We start from the raw sequence: 18,795 nt of genomic DNA on the forward strand, positions 1-18,795 counted from the left end.
CAAAGTCCAGTGTCTTATAGAACTAGTTTTGAGCAAGCTGCTTAGTAAAAAGATGTCCAATTTATTGGGTGCACTTCACTTTTAGCCTGCGGGGTCTCAAGTAGACACGCATTTCCCGCAGGAGTCTCGCACCTTGCGTTACATTCCACTCTTCGTGATAACGTAAGTTGAAACCAAGTTGCCATAGTTTCGGAGGATTTGTACTCAGTCCGTTTCTTCATTTCACAGTGTTGTGGGTTTGTTTCCTTGTTCGTTTCGTCCCGCTTCTTTCCAACTGGTTTAACAAATGGGTGCAGATGCGACGGGTGAGAGAGATGTTTGCGAACCCTATTATTAGTCGATAAACAAACAGAACCGCCTAAGCGAAAGCCTAGACGGTTCTGTTTGTTTAGTTAACCATTGTTACCATTATCCTTGTTTTTATCTTTATCTTTATCTTTTTCCGGATCAGGGTCAGGAACAGGCGTTTCAACGGGTTTATCTTCTTCCACCGTACCAGGGTCGGTACCGGTGTTCCCATCCTCACCATTTTCATCACCTGTATTGCCTTTTCCGTCATCCGGGTTGTTGCCATTTCCATTATCCGTGTTGCCATTACCGTTATTATCGGTGTTTCCATTATCTGTATTTCCATTATCGTCATTATTATTTTGATCTTCGTCCTGCTTATCATCGTCGCCTTCAGCAGGGGTTTCTTGTTCAGGATTTTCACCTTCGTCCGGTTCTTCAAGCTCCTCATCGGTAGCTTCCGGATCTTTTTCCGCTTCTGCAGGAATATCGACAGAGGTGCTGGCCGGATCACTTTGTTGGCCATCCGCTAAGGCTACCACAGAGAACGTATATTTACTTCCTGCGGTTGGATTAGGAATCGCTAAACTAGTATCCTTCGATTTTTTCAGCACACTCGGAGCGCCGCCATCGACCGACATAGTGACCTCGAATTTTGTATCTCCGTCCCCATTAGGGTATGCCCATGAAAGGTTGATTTGATTACCTTCCTGATCGTATGAAGCACTTATGCTAGGTTTGTCGATTTTTTCATATTCTGTCGTCACTTGTGTGGGTTCGTGCCCTTTAACATAGTACTCATAAGTGATTTTACTGCTCGGTGTATAGGCATTGGCTTTTACCGCTGGATTTGAACCTCTTATGACGCCAACCTTCACAACACTGTCTGGCTGTTCAAAGTCCTTCGTTTCTTTTGTTTGCGCCATATGTTCCATCAGATTCTTAAAGATCGATTTAGGGATCCTTTGGGATGAATCACCGAGGTATTCCAATTTTTGGCCTGATGCATTATCGTAACCAGCCCAAACCGCGACTGTATAATTGCTTGTATAACCAGCCATCCAGCTATCTTTAACACCGGAAGATGGGATGTTGTTTGCTGCACGCTGTTCAGGCGTGAAATTGGTTGAACCTGTTTTACCGGCAATAGGCAGACCAGGTATATTCGCTAGTCTTCCTGATCCATAAGGTTCATTCAAGACGCTCTTCAACATATCCGTCACGATGAAAGCAGTGGAATCCTTCATGACTGGTTTCGATTCAGTTTTGTTCTTGATGGTCGTTTTGTCACGTAAAACAATCTTCTTCACGCTATGCGGTTCATTATAGATCCCGTTGTTTCCGAATGAACTGTATGCTCCTGCAAGTTCAAGCGTGGATACGTCCTTACCGCCGCCAATTGCAGCGGATTCGGTGATTTCCTTATCAAAAGGAATGCCAAGGTCAACGGCAAAATCACGTGCCCGGTCCAATCCGACTTCCTGAAGTGTTTTTAAGGCTGGGATATTCAATGACCGTGCTAACGCTTCACGAATGGTTACCGTGCCATAATGGCTGCCTGTAGCATTCTTAAGCGGTGTCCCATCGCTATATGAATAGTTCTCATCTTTAATCTGTTGGTAGGTGGACCAATTCAAATACTCAACAGCTGGACCGTAATCAATGATAGGTTTAATCGTCGAACCTGGTGAGCGCTTGGCATCGGTGGCATAATTCCAGCCGCGTTTGACCGTCGTGTTCCTGCCGCCGCCGACTGCTTTGATTTCACCGGATGCCGTATCAAGTAAGGTGATCCCAGCTTGAAGATCCTTACTTGGATAACTGATGATTTCATCACTGTTCAACATTTTATAGACGTATTCCTGGGCATCTTTATCAATCGTCGTTTGGATTTCCAAACCATCGGTGAAGACGTTATAGTCACCCATATCACCGACTTCTTCAATTACCAAGTCGATGAACGCATCATAAGCGGTGGTATCGATTTGGCTTTTATCTATTTCCTGAAGTCCTTCTGCTATATCGACGCTTTGTGCGTCTTTCATTTGCTTTTCGGTGATATATCCATGTTTATTCATTAAGTGAAGGACGATATCACGGCGTTCCTTCGCGCGTTCCGGATATTTATATGGATCATAACGGCTTGGACTTTGCGGTAACCCGACAAGCATGGCCGCTTCGTTTAATTTCAATTCGTTTAGTTCTTTTCCATAATAAGTGCGGGATGCGGTTAGAATCCCATTTGCACGGTTTGCAAAGAAAATCTTATTCACATACATTTCAAAGATTTCTTCTTTTGTATATTTCCTTTCAAGCTGGATGGATAGCCACATTTCCTGGACTTTCCTTTTAATCGTCTTATCAGGGGTTAAATATGAACGCTTGATGACTTGCTGGGTCAATGTACTAGCACCCTCCGAGCCAAATCCGTTTTTGACGTTAGCTATGACGGCACTGCCCAGTCGTAGGAAATCGACCCCGTGATGCTTGTAAAAACGTGAATCCTCCGTTGCCAGGAAGGCGTGTTCGACAAGATCGGGTATATCTTCATAATTGACGAAATCCCGGTTTTCCGTACCGACTTCAGCTAGCAATTTACCGTTCTCATCAAGTATTTTCGATGTGACAGGATCTTTCAATAACTTTTCGTCGAGCTTTGGAGCATCGCTTATAAAATAAGCCAATGCTGCGCCTCCTGTAACCAATCCGACAATCCCGATTGTAACGAGTATAAGGAAAATGCGCTTAAGCATGTTGGTTGATTGTTTCGGCCCCTTTTTCGTGCCCTTTTTTTGGGATTGGCCCTGTTTTCGGCGTTCTTCCCTAGTATTATATTTTTCAGCCATAACAGCTAACCTGCCTTTCTAAAAAAAACTAAAAATTTTCTGCAATAAGCGAATCTACTACTTTAATATAGTCAATTCTCGGTTGAAAGCCAAGAGTAATCTTCTTTGAACTGTTTTCAACCTCTTGTAGAGTAATGGATTTGCGTCCGCCGTCCTTCATTCTCTGCCAATAAAAACTCAATTGCTCAGAACTCATTAAGTATATATCATCCATGGCGGAGAAGCGGATGATCACAAAGGCAATTCCGTTATGTTGAACGATATGTTTCATATGTTCAATTTGATGATCATGAAAGTTCTTGAGGGGGAAGGAGCTACTGTTTTTCGTTTCCTTTGCCTCAAAATCAATGTACCTTCCTTTATAAACTCCATTGTAATCAGTGGTCGATGCTTGTTTGAAGTAGGCTTCCTTAATGACTGCAGCACTTCGCTTCGGGTAGTGGACATCGACAATTTGAATGGGTGTCGGTTTTTTATGAATGACGGCAATGTTGTGTGCCAAATAATACAGGTTGGTTTCATTCAAATCGTCCTCCAATGTTTTTCCCCGGTTTCCGTAACTGATTTTTTCAAGTGGACTTTTCTTTTCTTCCATAGCCTGCGGTACAAATCTTCGTCCGTTGGGATAATGAAATGCCACTTTTACCCCTCCTTTTTTTCACTTATCTATATTAGCAAAAAAAGAATCCAAAATGTGAATAAAAAGAATTGTTTCTTAGAACGATAGGGTTTAAGTACAATGATATGTCACAATTCATGATACAGGAAGGCAGGTCCCAATGATATGCATATGTCAAAGACGGAGAAGCGATTGCTTCACTCCATAAAAGTCCAAACAGCAAAAGCGAATAGAGATAATATATCAAGAACGAAGGCATATGAACATTTTTTTCGAAAACATCCTGAAATACAATGGTCTTTCTTGGCAGGTATGGTCTCAAGGAATGCAGGGTGGAATATGTGTGATCTTGAAGGGATATGGTTTTCACAGATGCTGGGTCTTGAGTACAGGCGACACTTATTCCTGACATATGAAGAAGCAAATTGGAGGATATTTCAAGACGCATATCCACAGTTACTTCTTTACCATCATTCGAAGAGGTGTCGTCGCCCTTTGTTTTACTTAGGTCGTTTTTTTTTCATTACTCAATTCATGACAAACGCATGGAATGCCTTTTGGAAGCACGGAAATCGTGAGCAATTAGTTACGGCACTTATAATAAATGAACAAAATATCATTGAAAAACCGGTTATAAAAAGGCTACCCTTCGTTTTTCATTCTATATTGTTTTTCCTGCAGGATTGGATGCATTTTAGCACGGTGCTATTCCCTACCTGCCATGGAAAGCTGTATGGCTCATCCGTTTCTCATTTTAGAAACATCGATGAAAGGATTAAATTGGGGAAAAGGTTGGCTGGACTCCTATTTTCCGAAAAGTTATTTCCGGTTTTTTATGAGTTTTCCTGCAGGACCGAGGCGACCGGGGCAAGGTATGATTATGAACAATATCGGAAAAAACCAAGGTATCATGAAACTCCAATGCTGCGGAAGGTTTATCCTGTGATTACTCATCAAATTTCTGAGACTGAACAGTGGGATATGAATAGAAGGGTAAAAAAAGATTGGTTAGTGGAGCCGAATTGGGAAGAAGACCCGCAATTGACCGAATGGTATGACCATAAGCAGAAACAGCTTCACACAGCTGTAATGGTTAAAAACTTGCTTTTTTAAAATGAAAACAGGGAAGGAGTCGTAAAATCCTTCCCTGCTCAGGGTGCAAGCATTCAAGTATTACGTAGAGGGGTGGTTTTTCCCACTAAGCTTCGGGTTGCCGGTTCCTGCTTTTTTAGAGGGCGGCTTTTGTCGTTTTTCGTATTGTTGTTCTTTGCTGTCATTCGACTGCATGAAATCACCTCCTATCTGTATTTTTGTTTAAAATGTCAATCTTCATTCTGCCATTGTTGTCGAAGGGCATAATAAATTAAGTGAATTCCACTTTCTTTGCCGATTCCCTTCTAGTTTTGTCAAGCGTGAAGGGCTTTATGATAAAAAAAAGAATAGTACAGGTAATGAATGGGAGGGGTCAGCATGGTCAATAAAAATGTAGCAACAGAGGATATATTGAAGATGATAGCTGAGATCAGTACCAGCCTGGATCGTTTGGAACTTTCTTATGGGGAAACAGTTAATACCGTACGGTGCAAACTATGGGCAGAGCAATATATTTTGGTGAATGAAGCCCAGGAGGCCATTGAGAAAGCCGAGGATTATTGGGTGAATACTGTGGATGGCCACTCCTTTTCCTTCATTACGGAAAAATCGGTAAGTAAGCCCAAGTTTTTGACTGAAGTGCAAATATAAGTCACAGGATTTCAATTTTTATAGCATCTGGATTATACTTAGGGGAAACAAATGTACGGAGGAGCCTATTGTGCAAAAAGAAAAACTGCAACGATTAACAGACCAATTAATAAAATATACATCCGAAGCTGATGATACCTATGAGGGTGTTCGCGAGGCAGGAAAAGAAAAAGATTTCTTTTCCGAAGTTAAGCCATTCGCAGATCAGGTAAAGGAAGCTTGCGTGCAATGGGAATCGGGAATGAAGGAGTGGATGAAGGAAACCGAATTCAAGCATTTATTCCCCGAGCAAATTGAACAAACTGCCCATAATTTATCCGATGTGGCTGTTCAGGCGTTTTTCCCTAAGACGAGCTATAAGCGATTCAAAAGTCATGTTCAATCCGTCGAATTCATTTTGCATCATGTGAAAGCGGAAATCGTTCGGATCTTATCGTAAAAAAACACCTACACTTTATTCCCTCTTTTTTCATATATTATCAGAACCATGTAATGAAAAAAGAGGAGGGCTCATTGAACATGATGAGATCCGGTTTTAACCAAGTATCGCCAAATCAAGGGCAATATCCTATATCACTGCCGGAATATGGAGGTGGATACCAGCCGCAAATGCAGTATCCTTTGCAACATGCACAGAATCATGAAGCCTATTATCCCTCATATCCCCAAAATTCGGAGGGGTATATGATTCCCTATCATGATCCTTATCAGCAGGGGTCCTATCATCCATTTCAGCAAAGTCAGCCGCAGGCTATGCCTGTGAGTTCGCACCAACCAGGCAACAGTGTCATGCAGCCAATGTCCCCCATGCCGCAGATGCAGCCGACGCCGCAAATGCAGTCGATGCCGCAAATGCAGCCGACGCCGCAAATGCAGCAGATGCCACAAATACAGTCGATGCCACAAATGCAGCAGATGCCGCAAATGCAGTCCAATCCGTACAATCACTATCCGAAGCAGCAAGCGTTCAGCATGTTCGACAACCCGCTATTGCCGGCTAAAAGGCCACCACAAGGACAACAGCAGGCCCATAATCCATATCCGAAGCAGCAGTTCATGCAAAAGCCCCAGCCATCAGGCATCAAATCGGTGATGAACCAATTTAAAACCCAAGATGGCTCTATGGATATAACGAAGATGATGAATACAGCTGGACAAATGATGAACACAGTTTCTCAAGTATCTACCATGGTCAAAGGAGTGGGGGGCTTCTTTAAAGTTTAATGATAAATAAAGAAAAGGCAGACTTACAAGTGTCCCAGCCACTTTTTTAAGTCTGCTTTTATATGTGCCTAATTGATTTCAATTCGATTCCCTCTAATCTTGGGCAGGTGCAGTGTGAGGATGCCATCGCGATGTCGTGCGGTAACATGTGCCTCATCAATTGGTTTTTGAAATGTTATGGTACGTGACATGTTCCCAGTAGAAGCTTTCCTTTGAAACATTCCTTGAGCGTTAAGGTTTTTATGCTGCTTTACTGCCTTCCGCGCCGATATGGTTACAGCCTGCGTCAGCACATCAATCGATATTTGGCTGCGTGCAATGCCAGGGAGGGTAGCTGTCAGGGTATATTCCGAATTCGATTCTTGAACATCAACCGGAAAGCTGCGTTCTTTAGTGGAACCAAAGAATTCATCCAAAGATTGCAGCATGCCTTTTGGAGGCCTTTCGGAAAAAAGTCGATCCATCTTATTGATGAAAGTGGTAAACGGTTCGATTCGAGTTCTGTTATTATCTTTTTCAGAAGAGGTCATCACGGTGCTCCTTCCTAAAAATTCCTTTGCCTATAGGCTATGTGGGGGTTTTAAGATGTGTGAATGCGCGGATGGGTTTTAGATGGGGAAGTATGGGGAATAACGGTATGGAATGAATATAAACGGAAATGAGGAATCAATATGACAGAAAATAGCAAGCTTTCATACATAGAAACAGGGAAGGGAAATAAAACGCTGCTATTTATCCATGGATTTTGTGGAAGCCATAAATATTGGAATGATATCGTCTCTAAATTGAAAGATGATTTTCGCATTGTAGCTGTAGACTTACGGGGACATGGAGAAAGTGAGCCGATCGGTGCATCCTTTTCAATTGAAGATATGGCAAATGATATCGCATCGGTGTTGGAAGAGCGAGAACTAGATCAAGTTTATATGTTTGGACATTCCCTCGGCGGCTATATCACATTGGCGTTTGCAGAAAGGTTTCCTGGGAAATTGTCAGGTTTTTCATTGGTGCATTCCACTGCTTTACCTGATGATGAGGCAGGTAAAGAGGGGCGGTTAAAATCGATTGAAACAATCGAAGCGAAGGGGATACCTGCTTTCATCGATGGGCTAGTGCCGAAGCTCTTCGCCGATTCCGCTGATTCCCACATTGAGCAAACCAAGGAAATTGGATACAAAACAAGTGAAAGCGGTGCGATTGGCTCATTACATGCCATGAGAACCAGAATCGACAGAAATCATGTATTAAAAGAAACGAAGCTGCCGGTCCTTTTGGTTGCGGGCGAACAAGATAAAGTCATCTCTGCAGAAAAGACTTTTTCTGTTAAAGGCAGTCATATTCAGGAAGTTACCCTTGAGGGAAGCGGGCATATGGGGATGCTAGAATCTCCAAGCCGCTTGGCCGAAGAAATCAAACGGTTTGTCGATTCGAATTAATACTCCAAAAGACTGAGCAAGGAAACGGGATAGTACCGTTTCCTGCTTTTTTTTTTGGAAAAGGAAATAGTTTCCCTTTTGCATAGAACGTTCATTCGGTAGAATAGGAATATGAGGTGGGTATATGAAACTGCGAAAAAATTTACAAGAGGTCATCACTGATTTAAAAACACATGAGGATTTTAATGAAAATATAGTACATTGGCAAGTAATTGAAGCAAAAGAGGCAAAGCATGTTCCTTTTCCTGATCGGATGGACGATAAAATTAAACAGGCACTGAATAAAAGAGGAATCAATGGGCTATATACCCACCAGGCAACGGCATTTGAGACTGCTGTAAGCGGCAATAGCCTTGTGGCGGTCACGCCAACGGCTTCCGGTAAAACACTATGCTATAACTTGCCGGTGCTACAAAAAATACTGGAAGATGAAAAAGCGAGGGCGCTTTATATTTTTCCGACTAAAGCGCTTAGTTACGATCAAAAAAGCGAATTGAATGAAATGATCCACGAAATGGAAGCAGAAATTAATAGTTATACGTACGATGGGGACACCCCTTCTAATATTAGGCAGAAAATCCGTCAAGCTGGGCATATCGTAATCACGAATCCTGATATGCTTCATTCAGGAATCCTGCCGCACCATACGAAATGGGTCTCCCTTTTTGAAAACCTGAAGTATGTAATCATCGATGAACTTCATATTTACCGGGGAGTTTTCGGGAGTCATACCGCAAATGTCATCAGAAGGTTAAAAAGGATTTGCAGGTTTTATGGAAGCAACCCCGTATTCGTGTGCACGTCCGCTACCATCAACAATCCAAAAGAGTTAGCCACGGAGCTTACGGAAACACCAATGATCCTTGTCGATAATAACGGGGCGCCGAGCGGGAAGAAACACTTTGTTTTTTACAATCCGCCAATCGTCAATAAGCCGCTGAATATTCGGAGAAGTGCGGTTTTGGAGGTCAGGAAGCTTGCGAATGAGTTTTTGAAGAACAAAATTCAAACGATCGTTTTTGCCAGGAGCAGGGTTCGTGTAGAGATCTTATTAACGTACTTGCAGGAATTGGTATCAAAGCAGCTGGGTCCGAAGTCAATTAGGGGCTACCGTGGCGGCTACCTTCCCACTCAGCGTAGGGAAATAGAACAAGGCTTGAGGGACGGCTCGATTTATGGAGTGATATCAACAAATGCCCTGGAGCTGGGAGTCGATATCGGCCAGCTTCAAGTTTGTATCATGACTGGTTACCCTGGTTCGATATCAAGTGCCTGGCAACAGGCCGGCCGCGCAGGAAGAAGGCATGGGGAAGCGTTAATCATCATGGTCGGCAGCTCCAGTGCCCTTGATCAGTATATCGTACAGCATCCCGATTATTTCTTTAACAGAAATCCAGAAACGGCAAGAATCAATCCTGATAATCTTTTGATCTTGGTTGATCATGTCAAGTGTGCGGCTTATGAGCTCCCGTTTAAAAAAGGTGATACGTTTGGAAGAACAGAGATTGCGGATGTGCTTGAATTCCTAACCGAAGAAAGGGTCTTGCATCTGAATGGCGACAAATGGCATTGGATGAATGATGCATTTCCTGCAAGTAATATCAGCCTTCGTTCCGCAGCCCAGGAAAACGTCGTAATCATCGATCAAACCAATGCCCCGGGGAATAAGGTCATAGGAGAAATGGATACGTTCAGTGCGATGACCCTTCTTCATGACGAAGCCATCTATTTGCATCAGGGCACCCAATTCCAAGTGGAAAAACTGGATTGGGAAGAAAAGAAAGCTTTTGTTCGTGAAGTCAACGTGGATTATTATACGGATGCTAACTTAGCTGTGCAGCTGTCTGTATTGGAAGTGGATAAACAGCGAACTTTCGCCTCTACCTCTGCTGCCTTCGGTGATGTAGCCATCCGCGCAATGCCGACGATTTTCAAAAAAATCAAATTCGAAACGCATGAGAATATTGGTTCAGGACCAATCTCTCTCCCGGAAATGGAACTACATACAAATGCTGCGATGCTTTCAATGAGACCGGATATATTTGAATGGGACGAAAATCGAATCGAGCAAGGAATGATAGGTGCCTCACATGCACTTAATTGCATGATTCCGCTTTATGTTATGTGCGATCCGCATGATATCCATGTGTATCCCCAGGTTAAGGCGGCTCATAATGAACAACCGACGATTTTTATCTATGATAGTTATCCAGGGGGAATCGGGTTAAGTGATAAAGTATATGAAAATTCCGAGCTCATTCTAAGGGAAACGATATCAATGATTGAAAATTGCTCGTGTGAAAGCGGCTGTCCTTCCTGTATTGGAACGGAATCCGCAACAAAAACCGCGAAAAATGATGCCAAAAGGCTATTGGGACAATTTTGTAAGGAAAAACAATCATAGAGTATTTTGATTGGTGAAAAGAGGTATTGTTCATGTCTTTAAAAAATAAATTGAACCGGATGAAAAAACATATGAACCTGGAGCCGGTTAAGCATTCTTCTCCCATTGCTGAAAATGCCGAAATCGTAAAGGACATTCCTTATCTTGAAAAGTGGCTGGAGAACGATACCGTTTCCTATCATTTCGATGATGACTATTGTTTCATTAGGGAGGTCCGTTACCCTTTGAATCATGAACACGGTTTATATGCCTTTTCCGAACTGAAAACAATCGTAAAGGAATGGAATCAAGCCCCATTGGAGCATCCGCTTTCCACTAAGGGAAGGAAAAGTGAAGAGCTCTTTTTCTTTGATACCGAAACGACCGGTCTTGGCGGTGGGGCGGGGAATACCATTTTTTTGCTCGGTTATGCCTATATTGAAGGCGAAGAGGTGGTCGTGAAGCAACATATCCTGCGAGAGCCAGGCAGTGAAATACCGCTTTACCAAAGCTTTCTAGAAAACATCAATTACGAAACGCTCGTTACGTATAATGGGAAGTCATTTGACTGGCCTCAATTAAAAACGAGGCATACGTTAATAAAGGAACATGTTCCGAAACTCCCGGAATTCGGACATTTCGATTTATATCATGCTTCAAGAAGGCTATGGAAAAATAAATTGGAACGCGTGAAGCTATCGGCAGTCGAAACGGATATTCTAGGTGTACATCGAAAGGATGACATTCCTGGTTATTTGGCACCGATGATTTATTTTGATTTTGTTGAGAGAAAGAATCCGGAAATTTTATTCGGGATCATGAAGCACAATGAAATGGATGTTCTATCACTGATCACTTTATATATCCATTTGTCCCGGAAAATTCTCCAGTTGGATGGATATACCGAAGAATCCATGCAAATTGCACGATGGCTCGATTATCTAGGAAAGAAACAGGAATCGGTGGACGCCTATGAGAAAATAGTCGCAGCAGGAAATGAAGAGGACCGCATTATTGCCGGTCATGCCCTAGCCTTTCAGAAAAAGAAACAGAAACAATACAATGAAGCGCTTGAAATTTGGAGGGGGGTAGCTTTGAAAGGACATGCTCAATTAAAGATAGCGGCAAGTATCGAATGTGCAAAATTATATGAGCATCAATTCAAGGATGTATCTGCCGCTCTGGAATGCTCAATGGATGCACATCACGAAATGATGAGGAAAGAAAATGGCGCCGTCGACGAAAAAAAACAAATTGATTTGGAAAAGCGGATTAGCCGGCTCGAACAGAAACAAATATCCAAGGGTATTGCTAGTGGTGCAAGAAAATCCGCTGTGCCAATTAGTGAATAAAAAAAAGAATACAAATATTGTAGCCTTCAACTATTATGTGTAAAATGGAAAGAGTTGAGGGTAATCTTTCGAGACAATGATTTCAAATCCTTGACATCATTTAAATTTGAAAGCGGAGCGGAGAAATGCATAAAACGACTTTATTTCTATTTTTTGTTGTCCTTTGTTTAACGATTGTTTTGTTTACATCACTAAAAGGAAGTTTCTACTCCTTTTTATAAGAAAAATCATCACCTTAATGGAAATTATTAAGGATTAGCCATAGTTTAAGATATGTACGTGTGTCTGTCACAAAGAGTTTTATGCCTATTCCGTATAAATAGGTCATTTCCTCAGTACACGTCTCCCCTTTTTTTCATAGTCTGTAATGGTAAGACTAAACTTATCAGACGAAAGGGGACGTATTTTAAATGAATTTTCGTAATTGTGGAGGAAATAACGCCAATGTAATGGGAGCATACGGGAACGCACCAGGAGTGATGGGCGTATCCAGCAACAATAACGCCAATGTAATGGGCGTATCGAACAACAACAACTCCAATGTAATGGGTGCTTCAAATAATAACGTTATGGGTGCATATAATAACAACAACTCCAATGTTATGGGCGTATCCAACAATAATAACTCCAATGTAATGGGTGCCTATTCCCAACCGATGCAAACTGGCCCAACGCAATCACTTCCATCTCAAGTGGCCCCAGCTCAAGTCAATCCAACTAAGCAATATGTTAATACGAATGTTTCGAACACGGTCATTCCTGTCGTTCATCCATCACATACTACAACGGTCAACAAACATGTGAACACGTATAAGCATTACTTCCCGCATACACAATCCGTGGTGAATGAGTGCTATACACAAAACTTGATTTGTGGAAGGCCACACAACCCGTGCTGTCCACCTAGGCATTTCGGGTACTAATAAATAAGGGCTATTAAGCCCTTATTTTCATACATAATCACTAAAAGGGAGATTGGCTAAGCAATGAAGGTTTTATATTTGACTGGCTACAAGGCGTTTGAATTCGGGATATTCAAAAATGACCACGAAGCCGTAAAATATATTAAGAAAGCGATAAAACAGCGTCTTATACCATTGGTGGAAGACGGGCTGGAATGGGTAATAATATCCGGGCAGTTAGGTACCGAGCTTTGGGGAGCAGAAGTGGTATTCGATTTGAAGGAACAATATGAACAGCTTAAATTAGGCGTGCTTACACCCTTCCTGAAACAGGAGGAATCATGGAACGAGACCAATCAAGAGTATTATCGGTCGATATTGGCCCGTGCCGATTTTGTGGAATCGATTTTCAATAAACCATATGAAGGACCACAACAACTGAGAACCAAAAATAGGTACATGGTCCATAAAAGTGATGCGCTGCTGATCATTTTTGAAGCCGAAAAGGATGGATCAGCCAAATACCCCTTTTATGAAGCATTGAAAAAAGCGGAACATCAAGCATACCCCATCTATCAAGTAAACTTCGATGACCTGCAAATGGCTGCGGAAGAGGGCAGCTGGTCCGAAGAATGACTGAGTGAAAATATTTATGGATTAAAAGTTGTTTCTGAAAGCCATTCATATTATGATGAAATTTAGATAGAGATTCATGGTAGTACATAGTGTACGCTTAAACAGTGTTCATTTATTAAGGTGTTCCGTTGACAAACCGGGACAGATTTGAAAAAATAATAAAAAGTCGATTGTATTGGCGAAAGTATTGAGGTGAAGTCTTATGCTATCCGATAAGATAAAATTAACGGCTAAAGATATTCTTGAGAAAGATTTTAAAACAGCCATGCGAGGTTATAAACCTGAAGATGTGGATCAATTTCTGGATTTGATCATTAAAGATTATGAAGTGTTTCATCAGGAAATTGAAGATCTTAAGCAAGAAAATCTCAAATTAAAAAAACATGCCGAAGAAAGCACAAAACGTCCGAATCAACCTGCTCCCAGTGCAACGCCGGGAACCACTAACTTTGACATCCTGAAACGGCTATCCAACTTGGAAAAGCATGTTTTTGGAAACAAGCTTTTTGATTAATCTTTTTTAAAGGGAAAATGATTTTGGTATTGTGTTTTAATGAGTAATGAAGTATACTCAATAATGTTATGTTAACGTTTGGGTAATTGCTGCTGCATTCTTTGCAGTAGAGGAAAGTCCATGCTCGCACGGACTGCGATGTCCGTAGTGTTCGTGCCTGGCGAAAAAATAAGCTTGGGCAGCAGTCTTGGATTGCTGACGGCTGGGAAAATGCCTAAGTCCTTTTGGATATGGCATGACTACCTATAAAAGTGCCACAGTGACGGAGCCTTTACAGAAATGTAAAGGGTGGAACGAGGTAAACCCCACGAGCGAGAAACCCAAATTAATGGTAGGGGCGCTTTCATCCTTGGAATTGAACGAGGAGAAGGACAGAAGCGCATGCTTCTGTAGATAGATGATTACCGCCGAAGTACGAGACGTGAGTCGCTTGCAGTACTGAGGAACAAAACATGGCTTACAGAACGTTATCATATTATACCAAAAGCACAACTCTCCTTTTTTAAGGAGAGTTTTTGTTTATGAATCAGCCCTCTATAAAAAGTGGATGGATACTATTATTTTTCGATATCCAAAACCCCGCTGTGTTACACTAAGTACTTGGCGGACGAGGTAAGAGCAAAAGGACGATGAATTATTTACATCTCATCAACCCCTGTATGCCTTAAAAAAGTCTTGAGAATGTGAAGCTATTCCATCATTCGGGGTATGCTCTATATAGTAAGGTCCAAATGCTCACGATTTCTTCCTTAAGTATTGGATGGGAATGCACGAGGAGGAGCACCTTATAATGAGATACACATCGTTAGTTGCGAATAAATGTTTTTTGCTGCATGAGGATCAGGAATTCATCTATAAACGATTGCAGTGTATACGAATCGATACATAGAAAGAAGTATAGCTTCTATTTGAATGTCTATTGATGAATTTAGGTAAATTCATTGACGAACGCTAAGCAAACAAAAATGCAAAGTGAACTTTTTGGCGAAAGCTTACTTGCTTAAATCGATGTTTCATTCTGTTAAGAGGTAGAGTGATACGGCATTGATTTTGGATTAATGGAAAGAAGGTGCAAAACGATGAAACAATTCGATATTATCGCGACATCAGCAATGGGATTGGAATCCATAGTTGCAAAGGAAGTTAGGGATTTAGGCTACGAGTGTCAAGTCGAAAATGGAAAGATCATGTACAAAGGAGATCAATCTGCCATTGCCCGCTCCAATTTATGGCTTCGGAGTGCAGATAGAGTAAAAATTAAAGTCGGTGAATTTAAAGCATATTCCTTTGATGAATTGTTTGAAAAAACGAAGGCCTTGAATTGGGAAGATTATTTGTCTGCCGACGTCGAGTTCCCTGTTAGCGGTAAATCCGTTAAATCACAGCTTTACAGCGTGCCTGATTGCCAGGCTATTGTCAAAAAGGCGATCGTTGACAGATTGAAAAGCAAATATAAACAAGTATCCTGGTTTGCGGAGACTGGTCCTTTGTTTAAAATTGAAGTATCCATCTTGAAGGATGTAGTAACGCTGACGATGGACACTTCGGGTGCAGGCTTGCATAAACGAGGATATCGGACCGGGCAAGGGGAAGCTCCGCTTAAAGAAACGTTGGCGGCAGCCTTGATCATGCTGACCAATTGGAAACCGGATAAACCTTTTATAGACCCATTCTGTGGTTCAGGAACGATTCCGATTGAGGCAGCCTTGATCGGGCAAAATATTGCGCCTGGATTCAATCGGGAATTTGTTGCGGAATCGTGGTCGTGGATGGACGCAAAGGTCTGGGATGAAGCGAGGAATGAAGCGGAGGACCTAGCGGATTACGATCAGTATTTGGATATATCCGGTTGTGATATAGACCATCGAATGGTTGATATAGCCAAAGCTAATAGTTTTGAAGCTGGTTTAGGTGATTTGATTGAATTCAAGCAGATGCAGGTTCGGGATATATCGACTAGGAAAGAGTATGGTGTCATTGTCGGAAACCCTCCATACGGAGAACGACTTGGGGAGAAAAAAGCGGTCGAACAGATGTATCGGGAAATGGGCCAAGCCTTCAAGAAGCTTGATACCTGGTCCGTATATATGATTACCTCCAACCCCGACTTTGAACAGCATTACGGTAAGCCAGCGACTAAAAAAAGGAAGTTGTTCAACGGTTTCATCCGCGCCGATCTTTATCAGTATTGGGGAAAACGCCCGCCGAGACAGCCTCGAATCGATGAGTAGGTCAGATATAACAGAATGTTTTGAATGATCAGGACGTTTTATTCATAATAGGTTCCAGTCTTGCTTATCATTTCCTTTTCTGTTATTCTAATAGTGAATTATTTTTGTTCAAATTTAAGGAAAACCTTAATGTGCAATGAGCAAGGATAGTAATATAATGTGTGGAGAACACACTAGGAGGCAACAAAAATGGAACAAGGTAAAGTAAAATGGTTTAACGCAGAAAAAGGTTTTGGCTTCATCGAACGTGAAGGCGGAGACGATGTATTCGTACATTTCTCAGCTATTCAAGGCGAAGGTTTCAAAACTCTTGAAGAAGGCCAAGATGTTACATTTGATGTAGAACAAGGTCAACGTGGACCACAAGCATCAAACGTAAACAAAGCTTAATTCAACCCTATATTATTTACAGACAGGCTCTTAACCTAAGAGCCTGTCTTTTATTTTTTAATATGAATTGAAAATGGGTCAGCATATACTTGAATTTCATAGTTGGTATATGGGTAATTACCTTGACTATTGATGATTAATAAAGGATAATAAACTTTTGCTTAAGATTGTTTTTTGTTACGAATTCGATTTACTTATGATAGATAAAAGGGGAGACCAGAATGCTTAAAACACTGCCTTTTTCGGTAACAAAGGAAGATTCTTTTTACGATAAGCTTTCAGAATGGATCGGTGATGTTTTTTACGATATTCTTCCCGAAAAAGGATTTGAGCTGCGTGATGAACAAATCTTCATGGCTTTTCAGTTGGAAAAAGCCTTTAAAGAAAAGAATGTAAGTTTTGCGGAAGCTGGTGTAGGGACCGGTAAGACCTTGGTCTATTTACTATATGCGATCTGTTATGCAAGATATACGAATCAACCGGCCATTATTTCGTGTGCAGATGAAACGTTGATTGAACAGCTTGTTAAAGAAGAAGGCGACATTGAAAAAATTAAAAATGCTTTAGGTATTGAAGTGGATGTCCGTCTTGCCAAATACCACGATCAATATGTTTGTCTTAAGAAATTGGAGCATGCGGTGAATCATGAAGATTCTGAAGGAATTGATCAGCTTTATGATGAACTTCCAAAGTTTGTTCATGATAACTCATCGATGAACGCCTATACAGCATATGGAGATCGTAAACAATATCCTTATTTAAATGATGAAGATTGGTCAAAAGTCGGCTGGGATCAGCTTCAAAACTGTTTTACTTGTGATAAGCGCCATCGCTGTGGTCAAACCTTATCAAGGGATCACTATCGAAAATCAAGTGACTTGATCATTTGTTCACATGATTTCTTCATGGAGCATGTGTGGACTAAAGAAAAACGCAAGCGCGAAGGGCAATTACCGTTATTGCCTGAACATAGCTGCGTTGTCTTTGATGAAGGTCATCTTTTGGAATTTGCTGCTCAAAAGGCATTAACCTATAAAGTGGGCGAACAAACTCTTGCTTCTGTTTTGGAATTGCTTACAGCCAATCAGGTTCGTGAAGAAACGCTATACATCATTGAGGATTTAATTGATATCAATGAAGAGTTTTTTGATTTGCTCGATGAAAAAGCGATCCATGTCACCGGATCAAACCGTTATGAAATTCCTATGTCCAAGCAAATAACGAGCTTTGCCCAAAAGCTTCATAAAAAGGTTGAAGAATTGGAAGAGAATCTTGTATTTGAAGCGGAAATGTACACGATCAATGATTATGACTTAAAAGTGACGGAAGAATATTTAGAGCAGCTTGGTTATTCGCTTTCTCTATTCGTCAAGGATCAACAGGCCGTTTCCTGGTTTGAAGAAAATGAAATGACGAAGACCTTGGTCATTATGCCAAGGCTGGTACAGGATATTTTGTCTGAACAAGTATTTTCTAAAAAAATCCCGTACATTTTTTCTTCGGCTACCTTATCGGATAATAAATCTTTCCAGTACATTGCTGATAGTTTAGGGATAGAAAAGTATGATAGCTTCTCTGTGGAATCTCCATTCGACTATGATGAAGTCATGAAGATGAACATGCCTGTCTTTGAAACGGAAGACCAATTGGCGAAACTTCAGTATACATTGAAAACCATTGATGAAAATGAAGGCAGAACGTTGGTATTGTTCCAATCCAAAGAAGAATTGCATTGGTTTAAGGATCATTGTCCGGAATCGGCTTATCCTTTCTATTTTGAAGGGGAAGCGGAAATCAGTGAGCTTGTTAAGAAGTTTCAAGAAGATGAGCAATCCTCTCTTTTCTCCTATCATTTATGGGAAGGTCTGGATGTTCCGGGATCATCACTGCAAAACGTCGTGATACACTCTCTGCCATTCCCGCCGCGCGACCCTGTGTTTGAAGCTAAGCGAAATTCGGTCACCGATGCATTCGAGGAAGTGGATCTTCCATACATGCTCCTTCGCCTGCGTCAAGGAATTGGCCGTTTGATCAGGACGAGCAACGACTCTGGGACCGTACAGATATTGACGGAAAAGAATCTTACGGAACAGGTGAAAGATAAGATTGTCTCCGTTCTTCCTGTAACGCTATAAACTCTTCTAGAGCTTAAGGGGCATGCTCCCTTGGCTCTTTTTTTTTGCGGATAGTTCTGAGGTGAAGGATTTTAGTATAATATGGTAAACTGTAGG

16 protein-coding genes and 1 other RNA gene are annotated in these 18,795 nt (G+C 41.5%); 14 read left to right on the forward strand and 3 right to left on the reverse strand.

The genetic code is table 11. From position 1 onward, the window contains the following. Nucleotides 1–392: 392 nt before the first annotated feature. Together ASU00_RS19425 and recU are read right to left on the reverse strand one after the other, a co-directional pair. Nucleotides 393–3,134 (reverse strand): PBP1A family penicillin-binding protein, encoded by a 2,742-nt coding sequence (locus tag ASU00_RS19425; RefSeq protein ID WP_082630495.1) that lies wholly within the window; start codon nucleotides 3,132–3,134, stop codon nucleotides 393–395. Nucleotides 3,135–3,162: 28 nt separating this feature from the next. Next, nucleotides 3,163–3,774: a Holliday junction resolvase RecU gene (gene recU, locus ASU00_RS19430; RefSeq protein ID WP_082630497.1), complete on the reverse strand. Its 612-nt coding sequence runs from the start codon at nucleotides 3,772–3,774 to the stop codon at nucleotides 3,163–3,165. Between the two features lie 144 nt (nucleotides 3,775–3,918). Between recU and ASU00_RS19435 the strand changes: the two genes are divergently transcribed. From ASU00_RS19435 to ASU00_RS19450, 4 genes are all read left to right on the forward strand, one after another. Continuing rightward, nucleotides 3,919–4,866 carry a DUF2515 family protein gene (locus ASU00_RS19435; protein ID WP_057915129.1) on the forward strand — a complete coding sequence of 316 codons (948 nt, stop codon included), beginning with the start codon at nucleotides 3,919–3,921 and terminating at the stop codon, nucleotides 4,864–4,866. Nucleotides 4,867–5,223: 357 nt separating this feature from the next. Continuing rightward, nucleotides 5,224–5,496, forward strand: coding sequence for a hypothetical protein (locus ASU00_RS19440; protein ID WP_057915130.1), 273 nt, complete (start codon nucleotides 5,224–5,226; stop codon nucleotides 5,494–5,496). Between the two features lie 70 nt (nucleotides 5,497–5,566). Further along, complete coding sequence (locus ASU00_RS19445; RefSeq protein WP_057915131.1) at nucleotides 5,567–5,935, forward strand: YppE family protein; 369 nt, start codon at nucleotides 5,567–5,569, stop codon at nucleotides 5,933–5,935. 80 nt (nucleotides 5,936–6,015) lie between these two features. Next, a complete protein-coding gene (locus tag ASU00_RS19450; protein ID WP_057915132.1) occupies nucleotides 6,016–6,720 on the forward strand; it encodes a YppG family protein in 705 nt (234 codons plus the stop codon). 68 nt (nucleotides 6,721–6,788) lie between these two features. On the opposite strand, the gene ASU00_RS19455 is transcribed toward ASU00_RS19450, so the two are convergent. Next, nucleotides 6,789–7,250: an Hsp20/alpha crystallin family protein gene (locus tag ASU00_RS19455; RefSeq protein ID WP_057915133.1), complete on the reverse strand. Its 462-nt coding sequence runs from the start codon at nucleotides 7,248–7,250 to the stop codon at nucleotides 6,789–6,791. Nucleotides 7,251–7,391: 141 nt separating this feature from the next. Here ASU00_RS19455 and ASU00_RS19460 point away from each other — a divergent pair, with 141 nt between their 5' ends. The 10 genes from ASU00_RS19460 (at nucleotide 7,392) to ASU00_RS19500 (ending at nucleotide 18,699) form a co-directional block, all read left to right on the forward strand. Continuing rightward, nucleotides 7,392–8,156, forward strand: coding sequence for an alpha/beta fold hydrolase (locus ASU00_RS19460; protein ID WP_057915134.1), 765 nt, complete (start codon nucleotides 7,392–7,394; stop codon nucleotides 8,154–8,156). A 124-nt stretch (nucleotides 8,157–8,280) separates the two neighbouring features. Next, nucleotides 8,281–10,560, forward strand: a complete 2,280-nt coding sequence (locus ASU00_RS19465) for a DEAD/DEAH box helicase (RefSeq protein ID WP_057915135.1) — start codon at nucleotides 8,281–8,283, stop codon at nucleotides 10,558–10,560. A 32-nt stretch (nucleotides 10,561–10,592) separates the two neighbouring features. Then, complete coding sequence (locus ASU00_RS19470) at nucleotides 10,593–11,891, forward strand: ribonuclease H-like domain-containing protein (RefSeq protein ID WP_057915136.1); 1,299 nt, start codon at nucleotides 10,593–10,595, stop codon at nucleotides 11,889–11,891. A gap of 410 nt (nucleotides 11,892–12,301) precedes the next feature. Next, the gene (locus ASU00_RS26400; protein WP_236712782.1) at nucleotides 12,302–12,814 is read left to right on the forward strand and encodes a CotD family spore coat protein; all 513 of its coding nucleotides are present in this window, start codon (nucleotides 12,302–12,304) and stop codon (nucleotides 12,812–12,814) included. A 63-nt stretch (nucleotides 12,815–12,877) separates the two neighbouring features. Continuing rightward, complete coding sequence (locus ASU00_RS19480) at nucleotides 12,878–13,429, forward strand: SLOG family protein (RefSeq protein WP_057915138.1); 552 nt, start codon at nucleotides 12,878–12,880, stop codon at nucleotides 13,427–13,429. 202 nt (nucleotides 13,430–13,631) lie between these two features. Beyond that, nucleotides 13,632–13,943, forward strand: a complete 312-nt coding sequence (gpsB, locus tag ASU00_RS19485) for a cell division regulator GpsB (RefSeq protein WP_057915139.1) — start codon at nucleotides 13,632–13,634, stop codon at nucleotides 13,941–13,943. Nucleotides 13,944–14,017: 74 nt separating this feature from the next. Next, an RNA gene (gene rnpB / locus ASU00_RS24740) (RNase P RNA component class B) lies at nucleotides 14,018–14,408 on the forward strand. Between the two features lie 614 nt (nucleotides 14,409–15,022). Continuing rightward, the gene (locus ASU00_RS19490; RefSeq protein ID WP_057915140.1) at nucleotides 15,023–16,174 is read left to right on the forward strand and encodes a THUMP domain-containing class I SAM-dependent RNA methyltransferase; all 1,152 of its coding nucleotides are present in this window, start codon (nucleotides 15,023–15,025) and stop codon (nucleotides 16,172–16,174) included. A 189-nt stretch (nucleotides 16,175–16,363) separates the two neighbouring features. Then, the gene (locus ASU00_RS19495; protein ID WP_034307871.1) at nucleotides 16,364–16,564 is read left to right on the forward strand and encodes a cold-shock protein; all 201 of its coding nucleotides are present in this window, start codon (nucleotides 16,364–16,366) and stop codon (nucleotides 16,562–16,564) included. Nucleotides 16,565–16,785: 221 nt separating this feature from the next. Then, nucleotides 16,786–18,699 (forward strand): ATP-dependent DNA helicase, encoded by a 1,914-nt coding sequence (locus ASU00_RS19500; protein ID WP_057915141.1) that lies wholly within the window; start codon nucleotides 16,786–16,788, stop codon nucleotides 18,697–18,699. The last annotated feature ends 96 nt before the right edge of the window (nucleotides 18,700–18,795 follow it).

Source organism: Peribacillus muralis (assembly GCF_001439925.1).
Classification (GTDB): Bacteria; Bacillota; Bacilli; order Bacillales; family DSM-1321; genus Peribacillus; species Peribacillus muralis.